General features: G+C 60.4%; 25 protein-coding genes. 6 read left to right on the top strand and 19 right to left on the bottom strand.

Annotation, left to right across the window (positions count from 1 at the left end):
* Position 1: 1 nt before the first annotated feature.
* From AC3WTO_RS16580 to AC3WTO_RS16620, 9 genes are all read right to left on the bottom strand, one after another.
* A complete protein-coding gene (locus AC3WTO_RS16580) occupies positions 2–1,342 on the bottom strand; it encodes a glutamine synthetase family protein (RefSeq protein WP_492461842.1) in 1,341 nt (446 codons plus the stop codon).
* The gene (locus AC3WTO_RS16585) at positions 1,332–2,021 is read right to left on the bottom strand and encodes a TetR/AcrR family transcriptional regulator (RefSeq protein WP_492461843.1); all 690 of its coding nucleotides are present in this window, start codon (positions 2,019–2,021) and stop codon (positions 1,332–1,334) included. Before AC3WTO_RS16585 ends, AC3WTO_RS16580 begins: the two co-directional genes overlap by 11 nt.
* Positions 2,018–3,310, bottom strand: a complete 1,293-nt coding sequence (locus tag AC3WTO_RS16590) for an alpha/beta fold hydrolase (protein ID WP_492461844.1) — start codon at positions 3,308–3,310, stop codon at positions 2,018–2,020. Before AC3WTO_RS16590 ends, AC3WTO_RS16585 begins: the two co-directional genes overlap by 4 nt.
* A gap of 5 nt (positions 3,311–3,315) precedes the next feature.
* Entirely contained in the window at positions 3,316–4,629 is a 1,314-nt protein-coding gene (locus AC3WTO_RS16595; protein WP_492461845.1) for an acyl-CoA dehydrogenase family protein, read from the bottom strand.
* Positions 4,630–4,651: 22 nt separating this feature from the next.
* Complete coding sequence (locus tag AC3WTO_RS16600; RefSeq protein WP_492461846.1) at positions 4,652–5,704, bottom strand: 2,5-dihydroxypyridine 5,6-dioxygenase NicX family protein; 1,053 nt, start codon at positions 5,702–5,704, stop codon at positions 4,652–4,654.
* Between the two features lie 99 nt (positions 5,705–5,803).
* The gene (locus AC3WTO_RS16605; protein ID WP_492461847.1) at positions 5,804–6,457 is read right to left on the bottom strand and encodes a flavin reductase family protein; all 654 of its coding nucleotides are present in this window, start codon (positions 6,455–6,457) and stop codon (positions 5,804–5,806) included.
* Positions 6,457–7,386 carry a carbon-nitrogen hydrolase family protein gene (locus AC3WTO_RS16610; RefSeq protein WP_492461848.1) on the bottom strand — a complete coding sequence of 310 codons (930 nt, stop codon included), beginning with the start codon at positions 7,384–7,386 and terminating at the stop codon, positions 6,457–6,459. The genes AC3WTO_RS16605 and AC3WTO_RS16610 overlap by 1 nt, the downstream gene beginning before the upstream one ends.
* Positions 7,387–7,391: 5 nt before the next feature.
* Entirely contained in the window at positions 7,392–8,312 is a 921-nt protein-coding gene (locus AC3WTO_RS16615; RefSeq protein WP_492461849.1) for a fumarylacetoacetate hydrolase family protein, read from the bottom strand.
* Positions 8,313–8,323: 11 nt separating this feature from the next.
* Complete coding sequence (locus tag AC3WTO_RS16620) at positions 8,324–9,445, bottom strand: cupin domain-containing protein (RefSeq protein ID WP_492461850.1); 1,122 nt, start codon at positions 9,443–9,445, stop codon at positions 8,324–8,326.
* Between the two features lie 137 nt (positions 9,446–9,582).
* Here AC3WTO_RS16620 and AC3WTO_RS16625 point away from each other — a divergent pair, with 137 nt between their 5' ends.
* From AC3WTO_RS16625 to AC3WTO_RS16635, 3 genes are all read left to right on the top strand, one after another.
* Entirely contained in the window at positions 9,583–10,266 is a 684-nt protein-coding gene (locus AC3WTO_RS16625) for a GntR family transcriptional regulator (RefSeq protein ID WP_492461851.1), read from the top strand.
* Positions 10,267–10,497: 231 nt separating this feature from the next.
* Positions 10,498–10,980: an Lrp/AsnC family transcriptional regulator gene (locus AC3WTO_RS16630; RefSeq protein ID WP_101937667.1), complete on the top strand. Its 483-nt coding sequence runs from the start codon at positions 10,498–10,500 to the stop codon at positions 10,978–10,980.
* A gap of 92 nt (positions 10,981–11,072) precedes the next feature.
* The gene (locus tag AC3WTO_RS16635) at positions 11,073–12,263 is read left to right on the top strand and encodes a M14 family metallopeptidase (protein WP_492461852.1); all 1,191 of its coding nucleotides are present in this window, start codon (positions 11,073–11,075) and stop codon (positions 12,261–12,263) included.
* 2 nt (positions 12,264–12,265) lie between these two features.
* On the opposite strand, the gene AC3WTO_RS16640 is transcribed toward AC3WTO_RS16635, so the two are convergent.
* From AC3WTO_RS16640 to AC3WTO_RS16660, 5 genes are all read right to left on the bottom strand, one after another.
* Entirely contained in the window at positions 12,266–13,504 is a 1,239-nt protein-coding gene (locus tag AC3WTO_RS16640) for an MFS transporter (protein ID WP_492558425.1), read from the bottom strand.
* A gap of 76 nt (positions 13,505–13,580) precedes the next feature.
* Positions 13,581–14,300, bottom strand: coding sequence for an amino acid ABC transporter ATP-binding protein (locus AC3WTO_RS16645; RefSeq protein WP_492462118.1), 720 nt, complete (start codon positions 14,298–14,300; stop codon positions 13,581–13,583).
* An 86-nt stretch (positions 14,301–14,386) separates the two neighbouring features.
* Positions 14,387–15,739 carry an amino acid ABC transporter permease gene (locus tag AC3WTO_RS16650; RefSeq protein ID WP_492461854.1) on the bottom strand — a complete coding sequence of 451 codons (1,353 nt, stop codon included), beginning with the start codon at positions 15,737–15,739 and terminating at the stop codon, positions 14,387–14,389.
* Positions 15,732–16,964, bottom strand: coding sequence for an amino acid ABC transporter permease (locus AC3WTO_RS16655; protein ID WP_492461855.1), 1,233 nt, complete (start codon positions 16,962–16,964; stop codon positions 15,732–15,734). Before AC3WTO_RS16655 ends, AC3WTO_RS16650 begins: the two co-directional genes overlap by 8 nt.
* A 73-nt stretch (positions 16,965–17,037) precedes the next feature.
* Positions 17,038–18,081: an amino acid ABC transporter substrate-binding protein gene (locus AC3WTO_RS16660; protein WP_492461856.1), complete on the bottom strand. Its 1,044-nt coding sequence runs from the start codon at positions 18,079–18,081 to the stop codon at positions 17,038–17,040.
* Positions 18,082–18,375: 294 nt separating this feature from the next.
* Here AC3WTO_RS16660 and AC3WTO_RS16665 point away from each other — a divergent pair, with 294 nt between their 5' ends.
* On the top strand, positions 18,376–19,359 hold the full coding sequence (locus AC3WTO_RS16665; protein WP_492461857.1) for a dimethylarginine dimethylaminohydrolase family protein: 984 nt from the start codon (positions 18,376–18,378) through the stop codon (positions 19,357–19,359).
* A 131-nt stretch (positions 19,360–19,490) separates the two neighbouring features.
* The gene (locus tag AC3WTO_RS16670) at positions 19,491–20,258 is read left to right on the top strand and encodes a polysaccharide deacetylase family protein (RefSeq protein ID WP_492461858.1); all 768 of its coding nucleotides are present in this window, start codon (positions 19,491–19,493) and stop codon (positions 20,256–20,258) included.
* Between the two features lie 79 nt (positions 20,259–20,337).
* On the opposite strand, the gene AC3WTO_RS16675 is transcribed toward AC3WTO_RS16670, so the two are convergent.
* The 4 genes from AC3WTO_RS16675 to ocd all read right to left on the bottom strand — a co-directional run bounded on the left by AC3WTO_RS16675 (position 20,338) and on the right by ocd (position 24,325).
* Positions 20,338–21,222 (bottom strand): hypothetical protein, encoded by an 885-nt coding sequence (locus AC3WTO_RS16675; protein ID WP_492461859.1) that lies wholly within the window; start codon positions 21,220–21,222, stop codon positions 20,338–20,340.
* A gap of 73 nt (positions 21,223–21,295) precedes the next feature.
* The gene (gene dapA / locus AC3WTO_RS16680) at positions 21,296–22,231 is read right to left on the bottom strand and encodes a 4-hydroxy-tetrahydrodipicolinate synthase (protein ID WP_492461860.1); all 936 of its coding nucleotides are present in this window, start codon (positions 22,229–22,231) and stop codon (positions 21,296–21,298) included.
* A gap of 100 nt (positions 22,232–22,331) precedes the next feature.
* A complete protein-coding gene (gene ctlX, locus AC3WTO_RS16685; RefSeq protein ID WP_492461861.1) occupies positions 22,332–23,279 on the bottom strand; it encodes a citrulline utilization hydrolase CtlX in 948 nt (315 codons plus the stop codon).
* A complete protein-coding gene (gene ocd / locus AC3WTO_RS16690; RefSeq protein ID WP_492461862.1) occupies positions 23,276–24,325 on the bottom strand; it encodes an ornithine cyclodeaminase in 1,050 nt (349 codons plus the stop codon). Before ocd ends, ctlX begins: the two co-directional genes overlap by 4 nt.
* A 126-nt stretch (positions 24,326–24,451) precedes the next feature.
* Here ocd and AC3WTO_RS16695 point away from each other — a divergent pair, with 126 nt between their 5' ends.
* Entirely contained in the window at positions 24,452–24,877 is a 426-nt protein-coding gene (locus AC3WTO_RS16695; RefSeq protein ID WP_101937678.1) for an Lrp/AsnC family transcriptional regulator, read from the top strand.
* A 70-nt stretch (positions 24,878–24,947) separates the two neighbouring features.
* On the opposite strand, the gene AC3WTO_RS16700 is transcribed toward AC3WTO_RS16695, so the two are convergent.
* Complete coding sequence (locus AC3WTO_RS16700) at positions 24,948–26,189, bottom strand: flavin-dependent oxidoreductase (protein ID WP_492461863.1); 1,242 nt, start codon at positions 26,187–26,189, stop codon at positions 24,948–24,950.
* Positions 26,190–26,198 lie beyond the last annotated feature (9 nt).

Raw genomic sequence — 26,198 nt, forward strand, 5'->3', positions numbered from 1 at the left:
TTCATCCCAGGTCAAAGAAACGTTCCAGCTCCACATCGGGAACCTTGCGCCGGAACTCGTCGTGCTGGCTTCCACGCGTCGAGGAAAATGCCTCGACGAAGCGGGCTCCAAACCAGTCCTTGGCAAAGGCGGATCCACGCAACCGTTCGATCGCCTCGGGCATGGAACGTGCGAAATCGCGTGCCGGTTCCTGGCTGTAGCCGTTGCCGATGGTCTCTGGCTCGGGTTCGATCTTTTCCAGGATGCCTGCTATCCCGGCCGCGACGGTCGCGGCGACGGTGAGATATGGATTGGTGTCGGCGCCCGGCAGACGGTTCTCGACCCGCAGCGAGCCTGCGTCATGCCCCACGATGCGGAAGCAGGTGGTGCGGTTCTCGTAGCCCCAACTGAGACCCGGCGGCGCGAATGTGCCCGGTGCAAAACGGCGATAGGAATTGACCGTTGGCTGGAACAGCAGCGTCAGGTCGCCGATGTATGTCTGCAGGCCGCCCAGGAAATGACGAAAGGTCTGCGACACGGCGTTCTTCTGGGACGGGTTATGGAAAACAGACTTCCCATCACGATCCTTCAGGGAGACATGAACGTGGATCGACTGGCTGTCGGCCGCTTCCGTCCAGCGCGGCATGAAGGTGACGCATTTGCCTTGCCGCTGTGCGAGCGCGCGCAGGAAATTCTTCAGCAGCACCAGTTGGTCGGCCGGCTCCAGTCCCTCGCCCGCCGCGATGCAAGCCTCGAGGAAGCCGCCACCGATTTCCTCGTGCATCTTGGCGAGGTCGATGCGCAGCGGCTCACACATCGCAGCGACCGCTTCATACCATTCCGTCTGCTCTACCTGGTAGAGCACGAGATCGTGGCTGTTGTGATGCGTCGCGGTCTTGAGATTGCGATAGCCTTTGGCGCGCGCGCTCTCCGTCGTCTCGTCGAACAGCGTGTATTCGAGCTCCATGCCATAGCGCGGCACGTATCCGGCATCGCCGACACGATCGAGAACCCGCTTCAGGATCGAACGCGGGCAGAGCTGCGCCGTCTCGCCCGAATAGTTGGACAACACCAGCAGATCGTGCCCGGGCTTGGACCAGGGCAAGCGCCGCGTCGTCGACGTATCGAGAACGAGCGGATCGTCGTGGAAATCCGAGGTGCCGTCTGTAACGCCCGGGACGAGCTGGATCACGTCGGTCGGATCGAGCGCCAGCGTGACGGGCGACATGCCCATGCCACTTTTGGCGATGCCTTTCAGGCTGCCGGCTGACACCATCTGCCCGCGCAGAAGCCCGTTTGTGTCGACCATGGCAACTGTAGCAAACCGACTGGTCGGATCGGCCAGATATTCATCAACTGTCATGTTCCACCTGCTGCAGGGAATGGGCGCTTATGAGCGCTTCTAATGTGGTGACGTCCTCTGCCGGCCGGGTTGAATAGGCCCTGAGGAAGACGCGCAAACCATTGTTTATGTAGCGTTCGATCTGAGCCCGATCCGGCAGGTGATCCGGCATATAGAGAGCCTGGGTTCTGGGGGCCGACAGGATCAGGCCCCAGAGATCCTGCGCCGCCAGTTCAGCTTCCTCGAACACCAGTTGGCCATCGGCCCGGCGCCCTTCGAGATATTCCATGATGCCGCGCAGAAGCCGGTCAGGCCCGGACTCCTGATAGGCGTGACCGATCTCGGGGAAACGATGCACTTCGCCGATGATCAGACGGGCGAGCGAGAGCAGATCGGGGCGCAGGACCGTGTCCGCATAATCCCAGGCGAAGCCCAGAAGGTCCGCCACCATGCCGTCGCCGGACGGATGCTGGAAGAATTCCAGCATCAGGTCACGCTCGCCCAGCAGCATGGCCGAAAAGAGCGCTTCCTTGGATTCGAAATACTGGTAGAGCGTCGGCTTCGACAGACCGGCCTGGATGGCGACCGCATCCATGGTGGCACCCGAATAGCCGGTCTCGGAAAACACCTTCAGGGCGGCATCGAGGATGCGCCGTTCGCGAATGATCCGGTTCTGCTGACGACGCGGAAGAATGGTCATTTCGGCAGCTTTCCAAGGAATTCCAGCAGGATGCGGTTGTAGGCCGCCGGCTGTTCGACATTGCAGACGTGCCCGGCATCCGCGATTGTCTCGTAGCGGACGTCGGGCATCCCAGCCTCGGCCAGGATACGCTCCGCGACACCACGGATCTCGGCCGGCGCAGCCAACCGGTCATGTTCGCCCGTCATCATGAGAACCGGCATGTTCAGGCGCGAAAAATCGAAGCGCTCCAGCGGGTTCGTGAAACAGAGCAGTGCATCGCGATAGGTGGTGGCCGGTATCGCGGCCATGGATTGCAGCAATTGCGTCTTGATCGCATCCGACGCGTTCGGCCCGGCCAGTACCTTCACCACCGATGGTGCGAAATCCGCAGGCGTCTGGCCGGCATCGATCGGCACCAGCCGGCTGACGCGAAAAGCTTCCCGCTCCTCCACGCCAGCCTCGGACATGCCCGTGCAGCCACCAGAGAGCACAAGGCCAGCCAACAGCTCCGGATGACGCATGGCAAAGGATGTGGCTATCCACGAACCGTAGGAAAGCCCCACCAGCACCAGTCGGTCCACGCCAAGTAGCTCTCGAACACGCAGGATGTCGGCACAATAGTCATCGATGGTGGACTGGTTCGACCCGAGCGAACTGTCGCCATACCCGCGCAGGTCAAACGCAGCCGCTCGCAGAAGATTTCCCGCCGCCATGAGTTGCGGCAGCCAGTTGGTACGTCCGCCGCCAATGCCATGCAGGAACAGGCAAAGCGGTCCTTGCTTCCTTGGCGTGACCGTCAATGCCAGGCGCGGTGTCTCCCCAAAGTTGAGATCCTCGACTTCGATCGAGGGAAACACCGCGCCGGTCTGAGTTTCGCTCTGACGCCTTGCCTGCTTGAAAAGTGCGTCGATACCGGCCTCAAAAATCGGCCTTGTCCCCTGACATACGGAGGCGGCGCGCGCAGCATCCAACGCTTCGACATCGGCAAGCCACTCGATGCTGCTGCCGCCCTCTTCGGTCGATGAAACGGTCAGGCGGGCATCGTAATGGTCGATGCCGGCGATGCCTTCCAGATGGGTATAGGCCAGCGAACGGTCGCTATCGCTGAGAAAGGTCAGACGCTCGCGATAGAGCGTGGCCTCGCCATGTGCCGTGAACGCACGCACCAGCGATCCTCGTGCGTCGTGCTCGGCGCGAATGGTTGCGATGCCCGGATGCCAATGCCCGCTGAAATCGCGGGCAACAGCCCACACCGCCTCTGGCGAAGCAGGGCTGTGGCCGATGACCTGGACCTGATCGCGCGCCATGCTGGTTACCGGACCGCGCGGGCGCCGCTGCCGCTGTCGCCTCGCCATAGCGAAGTACGCGCACCGCCCTCGTCCCCTGGGGCATGGTCGAGCTCGTCCATTTCGTAAAGGGACAGCACGCCGAGATAGTCCTCCATGATTTCGGAGGTGAACGGCAGCATCAGGGCGCCGCAGCGGCTGTCGCGGTACATGCGCTCCAGCGGCAACGACTTGAGCATCGACTGGCCACCGCATGTGCGGATCGCCATGGAAGTCATCTCTGCGGCACCCTCCATCACATTGTACTGGGCGGCATACATGCGCTGCACTTCCGCCTTGTTGGGAAAGCCTTTGGATTCGCCGAAAGCCTGCCACCACAGCGCGCGCATGTTGGCCAGTCGCGCATACATCTTGCCGACGGCGATACGCTTGGTGGCGTACATGCGGCGGTCGACCGGCGGCTGCCCGGGGATCCTGCCCTTGAGGTAGTCGACCATGAAATCATAGGCGCCTTGCGCAACGCCCATATAGGTCGGCGAGAGCGTGATCATCATATGCGGCCAGTTGGGCAGCGTCTTGTTGAAGATACCGCGCGGCATCAAAAGGTCGTCGGCACGAACGAAGACATCCTTCAGGATCAGGTCGCGGCTGTTGGTGCCGCGCATACCGAGCGGGTCCCAATCGCCCCTGACCGACAGGCCCGGTGTGTCCTTGTGGACGACGAACAGCATGGTATCCTCGTGCCTGGGCTCCTGGCCTTCGAACACTTCGGTGCAGACGATGGTGTAGTAGTCGCAGTAGCCGGCAAGAGACGCGAACTTCTTGAAGCCATTGATCATCCAGCCGCCGTCCACCTTGCGGCACTGGGTCTGGTTGGGCTTCGAGGTCCAGTTCTGGCCACCTTCGGAGATCGGCTGGGAGAAGATCGCCTTCTCCGCGATGGCGCGGCGGAACTGGCGTTCGCGCAACGGCGCGAAGGTCGCTTTCTCCTCGGCGGACAGGTTCGGCATCTCGAACATGAAACGCGACCATGCCATCGACGAATTGTGCATGTTGAAGGTCAGCGCGGTGGCGCCGCAGTATTTGCCGATTTCGGCGCCGACCATGGCGTATTCGAACATCGAAAAGCCCCAGCCGCCGAACTCCTCCGGTATGCAGAGGCCGAGAAAACCTTCTTCGGCGAGATCCCTGTAGTTTTCGACCGGGAAGGATGCATCGTCGTCAACGCCCTTGGCGCGGCCGGCGAAGCGTTCACGGCCAAGCTCGTTGACGCGGTTGAGGACCTTCTGGACCTCCGGCCGGATGCGCGACAGGTCGTAATAGTCGGAAATCTCGCTCATTCTTGGTCTTTCTCCAGAGGCGTCAAAGCGCCAGTTCGCCCTGCAGGACGCCGTTCTTGACGACGACCGTTCCGTCGAGCGTGATCGTGCAGTTGCGCATCGGCAGATCGAAATGGCCGAGGGTGTAGCGCCCGGCATATTGGTTGGCTCCCGTCGACCAGAGGAACGATCCCGCCAGCGCGCGAAATTCGACGGCCTGCATGTCGCGCTTGTCGTACATCGCGGCCGACACCCAGCGTGCGCGCGGATGCATGCCCCAGCCGACATGGCTCATGCCGTAGGCGTTGCGGTCTTCCCAGGCTTCCATGTATTCGCGGAAATGAATGGCATCGATGCCGTCGCCCTTGATGGCGGTGACGAAGTCGCTTTCGACCGTGAAGTCGATGCGGCTGGTCAGCGTGGACTTGAACGTCAGGTTCATGTCGCCGACGTCCATGACGATGCGGCCGTTGACGCTGTTCTGGCCCGGAAACGCCAGGCACAGGCCACCCGGCCAATGCGCGACGTCGCCTGGCCTGGTGCCGAAGCCCGGCGTGCCGCCGCAGGGCGCGCCACGGAGATCGATGGCGAGATCCGTACCGGCAGCGGAGGTGACACGCATCTCCTTGGCCTCGCGCAACATCTGTACGCCCAGCGCTACCTTCGGGCCGAGCTCGGCCATTGGCTCGGTGCGCTCGAGGATTTCCGGATGTTCGTTGCAGACCACCAGCAGGCGCGTATTGCCGGCTTCCTCGATCTCCGGCCATTCCGGAGCGTGGATCAGCCCCTCCACCGTGCAGTCAACGATGACTTCCACGCGCTTCAGCGCTTCGATGACGGCGCGGTTCTGCTGGATGGCCCAGGATGTGCCGGTCGATTTCACCGGAACCGGCGCCGTCTGACGCGGCGTCGGCATCTGGATCATGCAGTACTGGGCGCCGAGATCGTGCAGCGCCAGATCAGAGAGATGCACCAGGATTGGCCGTGACTGCGTTTCCGACAGCACGGCCACCTTGGTGCCCGCGCTGATGGCGTTGAGTGCGAAAACCCGCCGGAAGCAGGCAAGCCACTTCCCTTCGATGCGCTCTTGCAGCATCGCTTCCTTCCCATTGATGTATCGCTGTTTTTGCGATTTTCTTTACTTGCCAGTTAAGTTTTATCGCCGCGCGCAATTTGTCAATAGGATTTTCGAAAATTATGGCTTGTCCGACAGAATCTCCGCCAAGGCGGACTGGTGTTCGCGCCAGGTCGGGCGCACCAGACTGAAGGTATCGCGGCTGCGCACATAGTCGCTGCCGTACGACCGGGCGACGAGGTCGAGTTTCGGGGTGTCGATGTGGGCCCGGTCAGGGTCCAGCACGAACTCGTCGGCGATGTGCACTGTTCGCACATGGCCTATGACGACAAGCTGCGCCGGCCCGGTTTCAACCGTCGACAGGGAAACACATTCGAAGGCGACCGGGCTTTCGGCGATACGGGGTGGCCGCACCCGATCCGATGGTGTGGTTTCCAGTTCCGCCAGCTTCAATTCCTCAATCCCTGGTGGTGCGTCGATCGAGGTGACATTCATGGCCTTTACCAACCGCTCGGGCACGAGGTTGACCACGAACTCGCCGGTATCGAGGATGTTGCGAGCCGTATCCTTGAAGCCTCGTTCCGGGCTGGCAAGGATGCCGAGCGCTATGGTGGGCGGCGCCGAACCCATGACATTGAAGAAGCTGTACGGCGCAGCATTCACGCGCCCTTGAACATCCCGTGTCACCACCCAGGCGATCGGCCGAGGCATGACGGTCGCGGCCAGCAGCTTGTAAGCGTTCTGCGTGCCGACATCCTCAAGGTCGAAGCGCATCAGATTTCGCGGACCGCCGGCTTTGGCCGTGTATCTACCACGAGGCTGAAGACGTCGGGCCTCGCGTAGTGACCCGTGACATCGAAATCGAACTTGGCCCGCATGACTTCGCCCGGATCGATATCCGCATAGAGGATCGTCTCGCCGGTGAAGTCGGGACCGGCAAGAACCTTGCCGAGTGGGCTGATGATGGCGGACCCACCGCGCATCATCACCAGACCCGGGTCGTCTCCCAATGCACTTTCATGGTTGGAGCCAAACGCCGCTCGCGTGATGTACTGGCAGGCGGTCAGCACGAAAGTACGTCCTTCGAGCGCGATATGCTGCATGCTCGGCAACCAGGTGTCGCGATCGTCCGCCGTGGGTGCGCAGTAGAGCGTCACTCCCCGATGATACATATGCATGCGCAAGGCAGGCATGTAGTTTTCCCAACAGATCACCGCGCCAATGGTGCCGATATCCGTGCGAAACACCGGCATGGTGGAGCCATCGCCGAAGCCCCAGATCAATCGCTCTCCGGCTGTCGGCATCAGCTTGCGATGCTTGCCCACAAGTCCCCGTTCGCCATCGAAATAAAGCACGGTGCAATAGAGCGTGGCGCCATCACGCTCGATGACGCCGATAACCACGAACGCTCCGGTTTCCGCGGCGGCTTCAGCCAGTATGGCCACTTCCTCTCCGTCGAGGTCGATCGCGCCGGCGTGGTATTGGGCAAAGGCTGCGCGTCCTTCCGGCTTCCTCATGCCGATGGGCGCGCCAAAGCTTGCTCCCTTGGGGTAGCCACCGACCAGAGCCTCCGGAAAAACGACGAGCCTTGCTCCATTCGCCGCCGCTTCGCGTAGCCGCCCGGCGGCGGCCCCGGCGGTAGCGATCGCGTTGTCAGGCACGGAGGCCATCTGTACGACGGCCGCTTTGAATGTCTGAGGCATGAACTTTACTCCGGTGTTGCGTCGATGACGGGATGCCGCAGCGAACCAATCCCTTCCACGCAGGCGATGACGGTGTCGCCAGGCCACATCCATTCCTGCGGGCTGCGCCCCGCTCCGACACCTTCAGGCGTGCCTGAAGCAATGATGTCTCCCGGCTCCAGGGTGATGCCCGAGGAAATGTCCGCGATCAGGTCATCGACCTTGAACAGCATATGGCGCGTGTTCGAGCGCTGCTTCTCGACGCCGTTCACAGTAAGCCAGAGATCAAGCGTCTGGGGATCAGGTATCTCGTCCGCAGTGACGATGCAGGGACCGAAGGGCGCATAGCTGTCCTGGCCCTTGGAGAAGATCCACTGTCCCGCCCGCCTGTTGTCGCGAGCCGAAACGTCGATCATCACGGAATAACCGAAGACATGACGCAGCGCATCCTGCTTCGCGACTCGCCTGGCCGTCGTGCCGATGATCACCGCCAGTTCCACTTCCCAGTCGAGCTGCTGGGTGATCCTGCCGTTGTGCTCAATTCCGTCCCCGGGTCCGATGACCGTCGTCGGCGGCTTGGAGAAGATCACGGGCTGCTTGGGCAGGTCCTTTGAGGTATCGAGCGACTTGGCGCTTTCGGCGACATGCTCGACATAGTTCAGCCCGATGCCGAAGATGTTCTTGCGTGGCCTGGGGATCGGCGCCAGCAGCTTTACATTGGCCAATGCCACCGCTGTTCCCGTCGGGAACCGACCACTGGCCGCAGCCAGACAATCGCGCAATGTATCGAGGCCGGGCCGACCGGCATCGATCAGCTCCAGCATGCTCGCCGGCAGATTTTTGCCCTCCGATGCAGCCAGCGCCGCAACGTCGACCACAAGCTCATCAATGATCACGCCAAGCCGCGCCGCAGCCTCGACCGAGGCGCGATAGGTAACAAGTTTCATCGCATCTTTCCCTAGAGCGACGGCTGGAAGCCGCCATTTTCACCGAAAGCCTGCTCACGGTAGAGGCCGAGCGCCCGCATCACCGGAAGATCCGACAGGCAGAACAGGCAGGCATCGTCGCCTTCCGAACCATTGACATGCTCATGCCATGCCCAGGACGGCACGCAGAAGATGTCGTGTTCCTGCCAGTCGTAGCGTTTGCCATTTATGACGGAATGGCCCTTGCCCTTGGCAACGTGATAGAGGCCGCTGCCGGTGTGACGGTGGGCCTTGGTGTGTTCGCCCGCGCGCAGCATTTGCATGCTTGCGCCCATGGTCTGCATGACAGGTCCCTGCGTCACCGGGTTCACATACTCCATCAGCACGCCATCAAAAGGCGAGCCTTCCGTGCAGGTCGAATATTTTGTCAGCGCTTCATAGGTCGGAGCCCATTCGTACTTGAACATCGGGCTATAGCCCTTGTCCCAGCCCTGCCCCGTCGGCTTCAGCCCGGGATTGCCCCAGGTCTTGGTCATATCGTCGACTGCGAATCCGACTGCCTGGCGTAGATCCGGATGCACTTCGTAGAAGTTCGCCTCCATTGCGTTGACGAACGGGATGTCCAGCCCGTCCTGCCAGATGCAAGGCGAGCCGGAGGCCTCTACGCCATGCTCATGCCAGGTGCCGTTGGGGGTCAGCACGAAATCATTCGCACCCAGGGTCATCTTGTGGCCATCGACCACGGTATAGGCGCCGGAACCTTCCATGATGAAACGGATTGCGGAAGCCGAATGGCGATGCGCGCTGGCGACCTCGCCCGGGTTCATCACCTGCAGCCCGGCGTAGAGCCAACCGACTGCCGCCGCAAATTCGGTACGGCCGGGGTTGTTGAGATAAATGACCCGGCGTCCCGCCTTTTCCGGTGTCACCAATTGCACCGAACGCAGGACATGCTCACGCAGATCCCTATAGCGCCACACGACCGGCACCGATTGCGACTTCGGCTCCCATGGCTCGATCTTGTTCGCCACCGTCCAAAGCGCGCCGGCTTTGAAACGATCGAGGTCCTCGTAATACGCAAGCAGCTCGGGCGTATCCTCGACGTTTGCCCGCCCGACGACATCCTCTCGATGGTTCTCGTGCGACTTCGTCATCGAACCCTCCTGTTCGTAACCCGACTGACAGCAAGCATGAGGGATCACTTTTTCGAAAGCAATATTTATTTTCGAAAATATTTGGAATTGCCGACAAACTGAGCCATGCGCTAGAGTCGCAAACAAAGGATCCAGTCATGACTCTTGCCGAGAAGGCTTACGACGCCCTGCGTCACGATATCATTCGCGGCGAGTTGGCGCCTGGCCGACCGCTGCGCCTTTCCGATCTCAGCGAGCGTTACGACATGGGCTTCTCGCCTCTGCGCGAAGCCCTCAACCGGCTGCATGCCGAGCGCCTGGTGACGGCAGAATCCCTGCGCGGCTTCCGTGTCGCGCCGCTCTCTCTCGATGAGCTGCATGATGCGGTGAACGTGCGCATCAAGATCGAATGCGGCGCGCTTCGCGCTTCGATTGAGTTCGGCGACGACAACTGGGCGGCCGGCATCGTATCAGCCCTTTACGCGCTCAATCTTCAGGTCGGTCGAACTGGCCCGGACGCCGATATCTGGGCGCTCGAAGCACGGCATTACGCCTTCCACAAAGCCCTGCTGGCAGCATGCAATTCACCCTGGACGCTGGAATTCTTCGAGCGCCTCTACGCAGCAACCGAGCGCTATCGAATCCCGACCCTGCTGGCCGCAACCCATCCCGCCGGGCGCGATGTCCAGGCGGAACACAGTGCACTGGCGGAAGCGACCCTCGCGCGCGATGCCGACAAGGCGACGGCCTTGCTGGAGGGGCATTATCGGAAAACGGAGAACTACCTGACCAGCGTCTTCGGCATGGATAAGCCGAACGGTCTGGCTATGGTGGCGGGTTGATACCGCTCAAACATCGACCAACCCGATCTGCATGCGCATAACGTCGATCAACAGACAGTCAGTTTGTAATTCACTCCCGTGACATTGCTGGAGAAGGCGCAGTTCTGGCTCCCCTCCACGCCGGCGGAAAACCATCAATTCTTGTCCGAAAACAGAAGAATATTGATATGTTTTCGCCGAACTGGCAGTAAGCGGGACATTATGCTAAACGTTTCGGCGGAGTTGAGGTGAATGACGAACTGGCGACTGGATCAGACGGATCTTCAGATTCTGGATCACTTGCAGAAGAACGCCCGTATCTCCAACAACGAACTGGCCAAGGCCGTTGGCCTCTCTCCTTCACCCTGCTCGCGCCGCGTTCAGGAGCTCGAGGCCTCCGGAGTCATACAAAGCTTCAATGCGCTGCTCGACCCCCGCGCCATCAACCTGAAGGTCAATGTCTTCATCAGCGTGAAGATGGAGCGCCAACTTGACGACAAGCTGTTCGAGGAATTGATCGTCACCTTTCCGGAGGTCATGGATTGCTATTACCTCTCTGGATCCGCTGATTACATATTGCGCGTCATCCTGAGCGATCTCGAGGAATACAACGTCTTTCTGTCCGAGAAACTCGGCAAGATACCAGGTGTCAGGAACATAACTTCGAGCTTTGCACTCAAGCAGGTCGTTCGGCGCACTTCCTTGCCCCTGCCCCAGCAATCCCCAGAAGCGTAAACTCGCCCTGATTTCATTTTTGCCAGAAATTGAAAATTATTAGCAGATAATCTCAATTAAAGTTGATTTTCGGGTGATTATAGGCAATTCCTGTGGCATTCAACGAGAGTTTGCAGCAGGAATTCACCATGCCTCGATCCATCGAGACTGTTACATTGCCGGTAGTCCTACAGGGTACGGTGCGTAGCCTTCAGGTTTTCCGCTATGGAAAGGCCGGTGCCGGCCCGAAGATTTATATTCAGGGAGCCCTGCATGCGGGTGAAATGCCTGGGCCATTGGTCATCCATCACCTTACGCGGCTGCTCGACGAGGCCGACGCCAATGGCGAGATCCACGGCGAGGTGGTCCTTGTACCCCTCGCCAACCCCATCGGTTTCGCTCAGGATCTCTCGGGCACGCACTATGGACGTTTCGATCAGGCCAGCCGCGAGAACTTCAATCGTGGTTTTCCCTGGATAGGTGCCGAGGTCGCTGCACGGATTGGCGATCAATTGACGACAGACGCACGGTTCAATGTTCAGCTTGTACGCAAAACCGCACGAAAGATACTGGATCAGGCCACTGCGCGAACAGAATTCGACCATCTGCGTCTCGCACTGATGCGGATGGCCATCGATGCGGACTACTGCTTCGATTTGCACTGCGCCGGCGAAGCGCCCCTCTACATCTATTGCGACGATGATCCTGGTGAAGGACGTGTGGCCGAGTTCGCTGCCCAGCTTGGCAGCGAGGCGACATTCATACACGCCTATATGGAAGAAGGGCGCCCGTTCAGTTCCGCAGTCGGACAATTATGGCTTCAAGTAGCGCGTGCAGTGGGTGACAGCGGCAAGCCACTGGTACAACCAGGATTGTCCGGAACCATCGAGTTGCGCGGATCGCGCGACGTCGACGACGCGACCAACGCCGCCGATGCAGCGAACCTGCTGCGCTATATGATGCGGAGGGGCATCGTTGCGGGCGATCCTGGCCCCCTCCCCGAGGCAAAAGCGGAGCCGCAACCGATTACAGCCTGCGACCACGGCTATGCGCCGCGGACCGGGATTCTGGCCTACACGGTTCCTGTCGGAGCGCGACTGAGACGCGGCGACGAAGTCTGCTGCATCGTCGATCCCAGCATCGCCGATTTTGCGGCAGCCCGCTTCCCGGTTCTCGCCGGCTGCGACGGCATCCTGTTTGATCGCGCGGGCGACCGCCTGGCGCGCGCCGGCGAACAGATTTTCCGCATCGCCGCCAATGAGCCGTTACCACACCGTTTCGGCAAGACCGCGCTGGATGACTGACGTCATCCGTCAGCGCCGGCCATTGCGATGCGGTTGAGAGTGGGGGCGAGGCAAAAAAGCAGAAGCGCCGCCACCAAGGTATAGAGCGCGAAGCCGAACATCTGCTGTTCGATCGGCACGGCCAGGTCGAACAGCATTCCCATGAAGCCGGGCGCAAGCGCGGAAGCGACCACGCTGCTGGCCATGGTGATCGAACGAATGGCCCCCAGATGCTCGCGGCCGTAAATTTCGGCCCACAGAGCGCCGGTTACCGGCCCGACGAAACCTGACGCGATGCCGATCAGGCCCATGAAGACCGGCACCGTCATGAGACTGGAGAAGAGCGCAAGCACCAGGCAGGCGGTTGCCAGCGGTATCAGGCCAACCGGCAGAAGAACCCGGGCGCTCCACTTGTCCACCATCTCGCCGGCGATGAGCGACGTCACAACAGTAAGACCGGCGTAGATCGGATAGTTGGCTGCGAGCCAGGCAATACTCCAGTCCTTGAGGCTGGCGATCTGAATCTGATGAAAGAAAATGCCGGTGGTGATGAGGGAATGCGACTGTATTCCGAGCAGAACCACATAAAAGAGCGGATCGCGGATAACCTGACCGCAGGTTCGTTCCAGCGGCATGGCACGGCGCCTTCTGCCTGTTTGGGTTTGTGTCGCCACTTCAGGTAGCGGAGTTGTTTTCAACAGCCACAAGAACACAGGCATGGCGACAAACAGCAGCACACAGGCGACAACGAGCCATGTCTGACGCCAGCCAATCGCTGCAATAAGAACAACGCCGACAAGTGGCAGCAGCGCCTCCCCCACCGGATGCCCCAGCGATGCGATGCTCAATGCGCGGCCACGATTGAGATCGTACCAGCGTGTCATGGTCACTCCCGCCAGATGATCGAGCATTCCCTGCCCGAAAAACCGCAGAAGGTAGAGCGCAATGAAAAACATGATCAGCGAGTGCGCATAACTTGTCAGGACCGCGGCAACAGCGGTCGCCAGAACGACCCAGACCGCCATCTTCCGTGCCGAATACACATCGACGAGGCGCCCTACCCAGAGAATGCTGGCCGCACTGCCAAGCGTAGCCACCATGTAGAGCAGGCCGAAACTGCTGTGGGTCAAGCCGAACTCGGCACGGATGTCGCCCGAGAAAAGCGAGATGAAAAACGTCTGCCCGAAACAAGACGCCAGGTTCAGCAAAAGCCCGGCCAGGAGCCAGCGGCAGTTCGCCAGCAGGAAAGATCTGTTTTGCATGAGAACCACGCGCCCTGAACACGCACAAGCGGAGGGTTGGCGCGGGATGACATCCCGCCGCTGAAGGAAGACGAGGCTAGTGGCCGACGATCTGGCTCAGGAACAGCTTGGTGCGATCCATCTTCGGTCTTTCGAAGAATTCCTGCGGCGGTCCCTGTTCGACGATCTCGCCACCGTCCATGAAGATGATCCGGTCGGCAACCCTGCGGGCGAAGCCCATCTCATGCGTTACGCACAGCATGGTAATGCCGCTTTCAGCCAGCTCCACCATGACATCGAGAACCTCCGAGACCATTTCCGGATCCAGCGCCGATGTCGGTTCATCGAACAGCAGGATGTTCGGATCCATGCAAAGCGCGCGCGCAATTGCCACGCGCTGCTGCTGCCCACCGGACAGCTGCGCCGGGTACTTATGCGCCTGTTCAGGGATACGAACCCGCTCGAGAAATCTCATGGCAAGCGCGTTGGCCTTGGCCTCCGGCATCTTCCGGATCCAGAGCGGCGCCAGCGTGCAGTTCTCCAGCACCGTCAGATGGGAAAACAGGTTGAAGCCCTGAAACACCATGCCGACGTCGGCGCGAACCTTATCGATGTTCTTGACATTGCCATCCAGGCGGGCGCCATTGACGACGATTTCCCCGGACTGATGCTCTTCAAGCCTGTTGATGCAGCGAATGAGTGTTGTCTTTCCAGACCCCGATGGTCCGCACAACACGATCCTTTCGCCCTTGGTGACGGCCAGGGAGACGTCCCTCAGTACGTGAAAGCCGCCATACCACTTGTTGACGTCGGTCATCTTGACCACGATGTGATCGGTCGCGGTCGATGCGATATGCGGCCTGTCGGGACGGGTGATGTTCATTGCGTTGGTTTCCGACGGCATTAGATTCCTCCCGAGACGCCACTGCCGCGCTTTTCCAGATGACGCCCATACAAAGACATGAAGTAGCAAAGCACGAAAAACAGCACGGTGCCGAACAGCAAGGGCTCCTGGTAGAGGCCATTCCATTCGGGGTTTTGCCCTGAGACGTTGAGCATCCCCAGGAGATCGTACATGCCGATGATCGACACCAGCGTCGTATCCTTGAGATTGCCAATGAAGTGCGTGACGAGAACGGGGGTCATCGTCTTCAGCGCCTGTGGCATGATGACCAGATAAGTCGCCCGCCAGTAGCCAAAGCCGAGTGCGGATGCCGCTTCGTACTGTCCTTCCGGTATGGCCTGCATGCCGCTGCGCACGACTTCAGCAAGATAGACCGCGGTGAACAGCGACAGGCCGATCAATGCCTGCATGAGTTTGTTGAACTGCGTTCCCGCCGGCATGAACAGCGGCAGCAGAACGATCACCATGAACAACAGTGTCACCAGCGGCATCGAGCGTACGACCTCGATGAAAGTCGTGCAGGAGATCCGTACCACCGGCATGTCGGAGCGTCGGCCCAGGGCCAGAAGGATACCGATCGGGAACGCGAAGAGCGAAGAACTGATCGCGATCACGAATGTCAGGAACAGACCGCCCCAGCTACCCGTTTCGACATAAGGCAGCGTGAAACTGTAGGATACCACGCCCGCGAGCGCCGTGAGCGCCGCATGCAGCGCCACCATTGGATAGAGCAGTGTCGACGGGTGCTTGTCCGCCAGCCCGAACCACCCGCCCAGGTGCTGCGCCAGGTTTCGCGCTGTCGTCATGGACAGGATCGCGCTGCACCAGTTCACGATGAGAAATGAAACACCGAGCATGGCAAGAGCGCGCGGGACCAGAGGCCAATCACCGCCGAGGAACAGAAAGACCGCCAGGAATGGATAGACCAGCACCATGGTCGCGAGCACCGTGGCCTTGTTGCTCACCCGAGGCAGCCAGATCGGCAACGCCCACAGGATGAGCAGGATACCTCCCAGATTGGCCCGCCAGCGCTCAGACACCGGAAACCGGCCGTACAGATAACTGTCGAACCAATGGATCACCCCCGCCCAGCAGGCACCGTCCATATTCTTGTCGAAGCACTCGCGACGGGTGCTGGCCTCCCAGACCGCATTCGTCACTGCCCAGTCGTAGAAGGGAGCCGCGATCGAATAAAGGAGATACAAGGTGACCAGCGTGAAGATGGTGCTGGCTGGCGAATAGAAGAGCCGTGTCTTGAACCAATGGATCACTCCCCGCTGCCCAACCGGAGCCGGGCGGGAAGGCATCGGCGTGAAAACGGGATCCGGGGATTTTGTGACGACGTCAGCCATTGCGGCGTCCTCCAGCCAGCAGACGGCGGTTGTAGGCGTTGAGTATCCCCGCAACGATCAAGCTGACGCTGGTGTAGAAGGCCATGACCATGGCAACTTTCTCGATAGCGTGCCCGCCCTGCTCGATGGACGTGACCATGAACACGGTGATCAACTCCGGGAACCCGATCGCTACGGCCAGCGAGGATTCCTTGATGACGTTGAGCCAGATGCTGATGAGCGACGGGATGATGGTGCGCAGCGCTTGCGGCAGAACGACGAGACGCATGACCCGGTTCGGTTTGAAACCGAGCGCGGTAGCCGCTTCCGCCTGTCCGCGCGGCACCGCCTGGATTCCCGCCCGCACGAGTTCGGCAACGCTGGCAGCCTGGTAGAATGACAGGCCGCACAGCACGGCCAGGAAGGCCGGCGGCAGGCTCCAGCCGCCAACCATGTTGAAGCCCCTGAGCTCAGGAACCTGCCAATCGAGCGGTTTGCCGGTCAGGTAGAAAAGGGCGACCGGAAGACCGGCAATCAACAACAGCTGGTAGGGCAATACGACCGGGCGTTTGCCCGTGGTAAGCTGTTTGTGCCTGGCCAGGCGTCCCAAAGCCATTGCTGCGATGATGGCCAGCAAGAACCCGATAACACACACCCAGAAGAGGTCCGATGCGATCGGGCGCGGCATGTAGAAACCGCGATTGTTGATCGGGAAAAGCCCGAGACCGAACAGGTCGAGGCTCTGTTTCGGCTTGGGCAACAATACGAATATGCCACCGAACCAGAACACGATCTGCAGCAAGGCAGGCGTGTTGCGGATGATTTCCACATATGTCCTGGCAACTGTCGAAACGAGCCAGTTCCTGGACAGGCGCATGATGCCGATGAGTGTCCCCATGACGGTCGCGCCGACGATTGAAAGAGCTGACACCAGCAACGTATTGAGAATGCCGACGACATAGACGCGAGCAAGACTGTCGCTCGCGGAATAAGGTATCAGCGTCCAGGAAATATCGAAGCCGGCGGAGGACCAGAGAAAATCAAAGCCGGTCACCATGCCGATGGCATTCAGGTTTCTGGATACGTTGGTGGCCAGATAATAGACGGCCAGCAGGATGCAGACCGCCAACGCGAGCTGCACGACGATCGAACGTACCTTCTTGTCGTAGAAATACCGAACAGTGTCTCGCTGTGGTGGCCGGCCGCGTCCGTCAAGGGCCGTCGGCTCCAGTGTATTCGTGTTCACGCTGGCACTCTTTGCGGGTTTGGATCGCGCCCAGCCAAAGAGACTGGGCGCGTCGAAGCTGAGATGTACGGGATCAGTTGAACGGCGGTGCGAAGATCAGTCCACCATCGCGATAGCTGGCATTCAGGCTGCCGGCGCGGGGGATATCCATGCCCTTCGGTCCACCTTCCGGACCCTTGCCCATATAGAGCTCATAAACCTCGCCATAATTGCCGACGTGCTTGATGATGTTGTAGGCCCATTCCGGCGAGAGACCGAGACCGACATTGAGATCGCCCTCAAGCCCCATGAAACGGGACTGATCGGTCGATTGCGGATGCGCCTTCATTTCATCGATGTTTTTCGATGTCAGGCCGATTTCCTCCGCCGTCACCATGGCATGAACGACCCAGGTGACGATGTTGCGCCACTGGCTGTCGCCCTGCCGCACAAAAGCACCCAGCGGCTCCTTGGAGATGGTTTCCGGCAGGATTTCATGATCCTCCGGAACCGGGAATGACGCGCGGTCGGAAGCCAGGCCGGAACGATCGGTCGTGATGGCATCGCACCCGCCCTTCAGATAGGTGGCAAGGCGAACCTGGCGATCCTGGAACATCAGGGGCTTGATCGTGATTTTGTTGCGGCTTGCATAGTCCGCCACGTTTGCGACACCCGTCGTGCCGGGATCCATGCAGACCGTCGCGCCATCCAGTTCAAGCGCGCTCTTGATGCCACTGTTCTTTGGAACCATGAAACCCTGGCCGTCATAAAAATTGACGGTAGTGAAATCCAGCCCGAGCTGCGTTTCACGCTTCAAGGTGTTCGTCGCGGCGCGGACCATGAGGTCCGACTCTCCATTGGCGAGCGATGTGAAGCGCGCGCCGCCGGCAACGATCTGAAACTGAACCTTCGACGCGTCACCCAGAACCGCGGCCGCGACAGCACGGCACACCGCCACGTCGCGGCCATACCAGACGCCGTCGTTGGACAGCATGAAGGTGCCCGCTTCGGGACGCCCGACCTGGCAATTGACCGAACCCCGTTGCTTGACCTGCTCGAGCGTCGAAGCGGCATTCGCCGCCAACGGCATCAGCGCAAGCGCGGCAATGCCCAGCGCCTTTGCATATAGAAACTTCATTAAAGCTACTCCTCCCAAGTTATGCGGAGGTCAGGCCGGCATCGCTCCATGCCGAACGCTTCGATGCCGAGATTGTTTCCCGCAACTGGCTCCCCCGCCGGCAACTTTCTATCCCGCTTCCATATTTTTGTCTAGAAGAAAGATTTTCAGCAAAAGTATATCGCATATCTAGCATTTTTGCGCCAAACTTATAATGAAGCTCGCCATCACGCGACAGAATGAACGTCGCACCTCATCAACAAGCCTCGTGTTGGGACGCCTCCTGACGCGACACTCGGCCAAAGGAAAAATGACATGACGGCAACCCTGACGAAGAACCGCGAACGCCCCCGGGAGACCTTCGGACTGGCCGCCTATGGCGGCGCCGGCTGGTCGCAGCGCGTCCGCAGCCACGCGGCGGAAATCGGCGATCTCTGGACCGCTTGCGGCATCAACAGCGAGTGGGCTCCGCTTCAGGCAGTGCTGCTGCATCGTCCGGGCGAGGAAATATCGCCTTCGGAGGAAGACCATGACGCAATCCAGATGCTGGCGCCGGTCGATATAGCGAAGGCCCGGGCCGAGCACGACGTGATCGCCGAAACATATCGCGATCTCGGCATCGAAGTGCACTATGTGGATCCCGCCGGAACGCCGAGCCCCAACCTGATGTTCTGCGCGGATCTGTCCGTGATGACGCCGCAAGGCGCCATCCTGGCACGTCCCGCCTCGACCGTGCGGGCCGGTGAAGAGCGCCAGGTCGCGCGGCGCCTGGCTGAACTGGGCATGCCTGTCGTGAGGACCCTGACGGGAACGGCAACGTTCGAGGGTGCCGATCTCATGTGGCTGCACAAAGAGGCGGTTGTCATCGGCAGAGGCTTGCGCACCAACCAGGAAGCGATCGACCAGATATCCACTCTTCTGGCAGAGACCGGCGTGAAGACGCACGCCTTCGACATGCCGTTTGGAACCATGCATTTCATGGGCATGCTGCGCATCGTCGACAAGGATCTGGTCATCGCCTGGCCGCGTCGGACGCCGCATGCGGCCGTGGCGACCATGCTCGACAACGGTTTCCAGGTCGCCTTTGCGCCCGATGAGGAAGAGCTGAAGCAGAACCATGCCTTCAACATTGTCACGCTCGGCCCGCGCAAGATCCTGATGGTCGCCGGCAATCCGAACACCCAGGCCTTCTACGAAAGCCTGGGAATCGAAACTGTGGTTGTTGGTGCGCACGAACTCGGCAAGGCGGCAGGTGCTACCGGCTGCCTGACCGGCATTCTGCGCCGTGAGTTGATCTGATTGAGCACGCTGCGCCAATGATCTCAAATCCAGTTCCGTGGCCCAACAATGCGCGCTGCGCGGTGGCTTTCAGTTTCGACATGGACGGCGAAAGCAATCTTCTGCGCAACTTTGGGCCGCGAGCGCATGCGATGATCGCAGCGCGCTCGCTTGGGCGCTTCGAGGCGCAAGCCGGCGTGCCGCGCATCCTTTCGATGCTGGCACGCCGTGGCCTGCGGCAGACGTTTTTCGTACCCGGCTGGTGTGTCGAGGCCTATCCCCATGCGATCGAGCAGATCCTGGAGGGCGGCCATGAGATCGGCCATCACGGCTACCTGCATGAAGATCCCAACAGCATGGATGAAGAGGAGGAGCGGGAAGCCTTCTGGCGAGGGCATGAGGCCCTGGTCAAGGCTACCGGCTCGGCGCCGCTTGGCTATCGGGCGCCGAGCTACGCTTTTTCGCATCGCACGCTTCCACACCTGACCGAAGCCGGCATGGCATACGACTCCTCGCTTTTTGGCGATGAAGTTCCCTACCTCCTGGCGAACGCGGGAGGGGGCGATGTGCTTGAATTGCCGAGTGTCCTCGCTCTCGACGACTGGACGCAATATGGCGACTTCGAGATGTTCCGCTCCGGCGCGCCGATTGCCTCGCCACAGAAGGCCATGGAGGTTTTCCGTGCTGAGTTCGAAGCTGCCTGGGCCTGTGGCGGACATTGGATCCCGGTCTGGCATCCGTTTCTGAGCGGCCGGCTGTCCCGCTGCATGGCGATCGACGGCCTGATCGGCGAGATGCAGGAAAAGGGCGGCGTATGGTTTTCGACGCTGGGCGAAATCGCGGCACATCTGCGCGCGCTCATGCAGTCGGGCACCTGGTCCCCGCATGTCGAGCAGCTGCCGTTCGATCAATCCGCGTAATAACCTGATCTGCTTCGACCGCCGACAAGGCGATCGAAGCAGACGTTTGTCGCGCCGGGCTCACCGGCGAAGCCGGCACTCAGAGCCCGCCGTCGAAGCGCAATCGAGCTTCACGAGGCGAAACCGGTTCACCACCATTGCGCACCATGTAGTCGAGCGATCTCTTCAGGCGATCGGAATAGGTCGCATCGGCCATCGTATAGGTGTGGCACAGGAAAGAGACGATTTGTGTGCGCTGCTCAAGCTCGCCGCGGTGCACGATGGCATCCCAGACCCGCGTGATCGCCTCATAGTCGGAAAACTCGTTGACCAGATACTGCGTGTTCAGCAGCCTGTTGGCCGTATCCGACGGCAACCCGCTCCAGCCAACAGGAATCTCGAAGACTGGCCCGATGTCTTGCGGCGAATTCGCCTCGCCGAGATCGTCACCCGACAGATAGAATGCCGACAGCGGAGCCGATCGCCAGTCAGCCAGCTTTTCCGGCCAAAAGATGCCGGGCGCGCAGGACATGTCGATGCCGATCCCCGCTTCGGTGAAATGCCGAACCATGGCGGGCGTCTGCGCCTGATAGCCGTTCTTGTAGACGGCGAAGGTCAGGCCGAGCCGGGCAAGCGCGGTGACGCCATCGGCAATGACGTTGCGCATGCGTTCGGCATCTTCGTAATGCGTACCCGTGGAAAGACGCGCCTCAGGCTGGCAATAGAGGTCTTCTTCCGGGTGCAACGCCAGATCGCCGCCCCCCTTTACCCATGCGTGCCAGAAATCCGTGAACGGGCTTTCAAAGAAGCGCGTCCGGTACATCGGGCTGGTCTGAACGCAAAAGGAGCCTTTGCCGCCGGCGTGGTCGTCGACGATCCGCTTCATGACCTGGTATTTCTCGCGGACCACCGGGTTGTTGGGTGGCGTGGTCTCGGGATCTGGGTCCCCATCGATGTTGACCACGAACAGAACCTTCGATGTCATGCAATAGTCTCCATTCCATTCCGCGGGGCTTGGCGTGCGCCTCCGGAAGTCAGACGTTCAAACTGTTGATCGATCAGAGCAAATCGAGCCGGATCAGGTGACCCCGCATGAGGATGCGGTTGGCGTCGGACAGGGGCGTCATCGGCAGCCGCAGATGGTCTTCCACAAGCCCCATCATGGCCAACGCTGCCTTGACCGGCGCGGGATTGGTTTCGCAATAATTGAAGGCGGACAGGTCGAGAATCTCATTGTGGATCGCCAACGCTGCGGCAAATCTGCCTGCCTTCGCATGAGCGACCAATGACACGACCCTGTCGGGCGTTTGATTGGAGACCAACGAGAAAGTGCCGTGCCCTCCAACTGCCATCATCGGCAACGTCAGTTCGTCCTCGCCGGAAAAGACCAGGAACCCCTCAGGGGCAGCGCGCGCGAGACGCATGGTGAAGCCCAGATCACCTGAGCCTTCGTCCACTGCGATGATGTTGCGATGGCTCGCAAGAGCGAGCGCCGTATCGAGATCCAGCGCCGTTCCGGTGCGGCCCGGGACATTGGAGACAACAATCGGCGCCGGGCAGGCGTCGGCGATGCGGGTAAAATGCTCAAAGACGCCACGCGCCATGGGGCGATTGTAGGGCGGCACCACCGACAGGATCGCATCCGCCCCCTCACCAGCCAATGCAGAAGACAACGAGACTGCAACCTGCGTATCACTGGCGCCGCCCGCCGCGATCAGGACGGTTTGAGGTGGCAGGCGGCGACGCAGGTCTCGAAGTGCGCGCAGTCGATCGTCAAGCGGCATGGTCGCCTCCTCGCCCGTACAGCCGAAAAGCGCGAGCCCGACAATTCCCGCTGCAAGCTGCCGCTCTGCAAGACGAACGAAGGCATCGAGGTCGACATCCCCTCCCCGGGTGAACGGCGTCACCAAGGCGGTGTACGCGCCAGTGTCAATTTTTTTCATTTTTGTCGCCAAGAAAGATATTTCGCCACAATCAATCGCCTTGATAATCATACAAGGCATATAATGCAACTTACTATGGATTACGGCGCAAAAATATTTACAGTCAAAAGCATGGGAAAAGCCCCGGACCCACGGCCCCGGGGCTTCAACGTTATTGCTGGACGACGGCCTGTGGCCGACGCGCAAGGTGTACCCCGGCGAGCATGCACCGCACGGAGCCACCCGCCAGTTCGATAGTCGGCACGTGGAGCGGCAGGATCGTCGCCGCTCTTTCGAGCACCGCTATCTGTGCCGGCGTCAGAGCATTGAGTGCCCGGGTCGACAGCGCAAGCACCGGGCCCTCTCCGCCATGGAGCTCTATCGCGTTGCCCGCAAAATTCTCGATCTGCTCCGTGGTCAGCGGGATCAGGCTGCGCCCGGTTTCCTGCAGCCGCTCGGCGATCTCGTCACGCCGTTTCTCGTTGGCGATCGTCTCAAGACCGGCCATCGCGAACTCCGTTCCGATGCACATCAAAACATTGGTGTGATAGATCGGTACTCGCCGTCGATCGACCGCTTCGAAGATCATCGGTTCGAAATTGAAATGCGTGCAGAACCGTTCCAGCGCCACCTCATCCGTTCGGTTCGAGCGAGCCGCGTAGGCCACCCGAGCCAGATGATCAAGCACCATGGCGCCGGTGCCTTCCAGGTAGACACCGTCATTTTCCAGGCCCGAATAATCAATGACATCCTGTACCCGGTAGTCCTGCTTGAGCATCTCGATGATATCGGCCCGACGCTCCTTGCGCCGGCTTGGCGAGAACATCGGATAGATGGCTACGTGGCCACCTGAATGGGTTGAGAACCAGTTGTTGGGAAATACCGAGTCAGGTGTTTGATCGGTCTCGTCCTCGAAAAGGTGAACCACGATACCAGCTTCGGCCAGGCGCTCGGCCGCCAGGGTGACCTCATCATAGGCAGCTTTGGAGAGAGCCGCCGGGCTCGTCGAAACCGCCCCCTCCTGAAACGTGTTGTCGGCGGCCGTGGCCGGATTGGGCGAAAACCAGCGCGGGCGGACCATCACGACGGCGGCTGGAGCCTGGATAGACAACTTCCTCATGGACGGAATCCCTCGCCAGCGCCTTGCCCGGCAACTGGCGCGAGCAATCCGAAAAGATTGCGAGGATCGGCCGGGGCAACGATCAGGTCGATGTCGGTGTAGAAAGGCGTACCCTGGATGCAGTCGTGAACCAGACGCAAGGTCGAGAAATCTTCGACTGCGAAGCCGACTGAATCGAATATCGTGATCTGGTCGCGAGATTTTCGCCCCGCTGCCTGACCGGTGATCACCTGCCACAGTTCCGTTACGGGGAAATCCGGCTCCATCTGCTGGATTTCCCCCTCGATACGCGTCTGCTCTGGAAATTCCACGAAAACGTCGCCTCGCAACAGGATGTCGCGTTGCAGTTCGGTCTTGCCCGGGCAGTCGCCGCCAACGGCGTTGATATGCACACCCGCGCCGACCATGTTATCTGAAAGAATGGTGGCGTTCTGCTTGTCGGCGGTGATGGTCGTAATGATATCGGCGCCGAGAACAGCCTCTTCCGTGCTGGCGGCATAGGCGATGTCGAGATCGAGCCAACCGACATTGGTCCTGAATTTTGCGGTCGCCTCCGCGTCGGTATCGAAGACGCGCAGTTTTTTGACGCCGAGCAAGGCGGAAAACGCCAATGCCTGGAATTCCGATTGTGCCCCCAACCCGATGATCGCCATGGTTCCGGCGTCCGGACGCGCCAGGTATTTTGCCGCCAGGGCAGAGGTCACGGCTGTCCGCAACGCCGTCGCGATGGTCATCTCGGACAACATCTGCGGATATCCCGTATCGACATCGGCGAGCACGCCGAAAGCCGTAACGGTCTGCAGCCCCATCAACGGATTCTTGGGGTGGCCGTTGACATATTTGAAACTGTAGCTGTTGCCATCGCTGGCGGGCATCAATTCGATCACGCCGTCGCGCGAATGAGCTGCCACGCGCGGCGCCTTATCGAACAGGCCCCACCTGCGAAAATCCGCTTCGACATAGTCGGCGAGCCTCTGCAGGAATGGTTCCAGACCATTTGCCTGAATCAGATCGACGATATTTTGAACGCTAACAAATTTCACCATCCAGCCCTCCCTGCATGTGATGCAGGAAAAAGCCTAATATGACCCGCATTTCGTCGAAAATGCCAAAGTAGCTCGACTTCTGAGCAAAAACACCGCAGTTTGCACAACACATTCGGACAATCTGCTATGCACATCCTGGACGAACTCGATCGCCGCCTCGTCGCTCTCCTGCGGGAAGATGGCAGGGCTCCGGTTTCAAAACTGGCGACGGTGCTTGGCGTATCGCGTGGGACGGTACAAAGCCGGATCGATCGCTTGTTGCAGTCGGGAACGCTCCTGGGCTTTACCGCGCGGGTACGGCAGGATCACAACGACGGTGCGATCCGCGCAATCATGATGATTGAAGTCACCGGCAAATCGACGACAACCGTCATACGGTTCCTGCGGGGATTGCCGGAACTGCATTCGCTTCACACGACGAATGGCACCTGGGATCTTGTGGCGGAAATAAACGCCGCAAACCTGCATGACTTCGATCGTGTCCTTCGCGAAGTGCGGACCATCGACGGCGTCCTCAACAGCGAGACGAGTATTCTGCTGAGCTCCACATGACTGCGGTTCGTTGTCTATCCCGGCGGCGGCCGCCGGAAGACCAAACCGTTGTTGCCGCCATTTACCCGCCTCACCGGTTCACCTGTTCCCTGGCGAAGCCAGCCATAGTCGCATAGCCGCGTACGATGGCCTCGCGCTCCTGGTAGGTCGCGACACGTTCGATATCGTCGAAGCCGTCTGGCGCGCGCATTTCCACCATATCGATGATGCCCTCGGGCCCGCCCTTGCGGTTGGCCAGCACGATCTCGCTGGTTGCGGTACGGCGTTCGGCATCATAGGCGCTTAACGCCTCCTGGATCGACGCGCTCCGACTTAGGTGTCCGGCAAGGCAGGTGGCATCGAGGATCGCCTGGCTGGCACCGTTCGAACCGACCGGATACATCGGATGGGCGGCATCGCCGAGCAGGCTCACCCGTCCGAACGACCAGCGCGCCACGGGATCGCGGTCGCAGTTGGGATACTCGTAGAAAGGCCCCGTCGCTTCGATCAGGCTCACCGGATCGATGAAGACGAGCCTGAACTTGTCGCGCACGAAACGCAGCGTTTCTTCAAGACGTCCGGGGCGGTTCCAGTCGCCGCGCCCGGACGGCGCCTTTTCCATATCGGTGCGCGCCATGACCGCCCAGTTGGTCAGCCGTCTGTCCGGTTTCGCTGGCTCGGCGTGAATGGGATAGAATACGAATTTGGATGTGTTGCTGCCGGCAATGACCATCGTGCGGCCGTCGTGATGGACGGGCCATTCGACAGCGCCTCGCCAGATCATGATGCCGCTCCAGACCGGCTGCCCCTGATTGGGATAGAGGGTGGAGCGCACCTTGGAGTGAATGCCATCCGCGCCGATCAGCGCATCGCCATCCGTTTCGACCGAGCTAGTCGCCTCGCCGCGATCGAACCGCGCCACGACGCGATCGCCGCGCTCCTGAAAACCGACGAGTCTGTGATCGACATGAATACGCGCAGGACCCAGCCGCTCCATCGCAACCTGGAAAAGCACCTGCAGCAGCTTGCCGCGATGGATGCTTAGCTGCGGCATGTCGTAACCCGCATCCATGCCCCGCAGTTCTTGCCAGACCGTCTGCCCGAAACGGTTGGCGTAGATCAGTTCGCGGGTCCTGATGCCGGCGCCATCGAGAGCCGGTAGAAGCCCCAGCGTCGCCAGCACCTTGATGGCATGCGGCAGCACGTTGATGCCGACGCCGAGTTCACGCACTGACGGAGCCTGTTCGAACACCTCCGCCTCGATGCCGGCCGCATGCAGGCACAACGCGGTAACGAGCCCCCCGATACCTCCGCCCGCGATCAGGATTTTCATTCGTGCCTC

It is taken from the genome of Mesorhizobium sp. EU05-FHT14A09 (assembly GCF_058790995.1).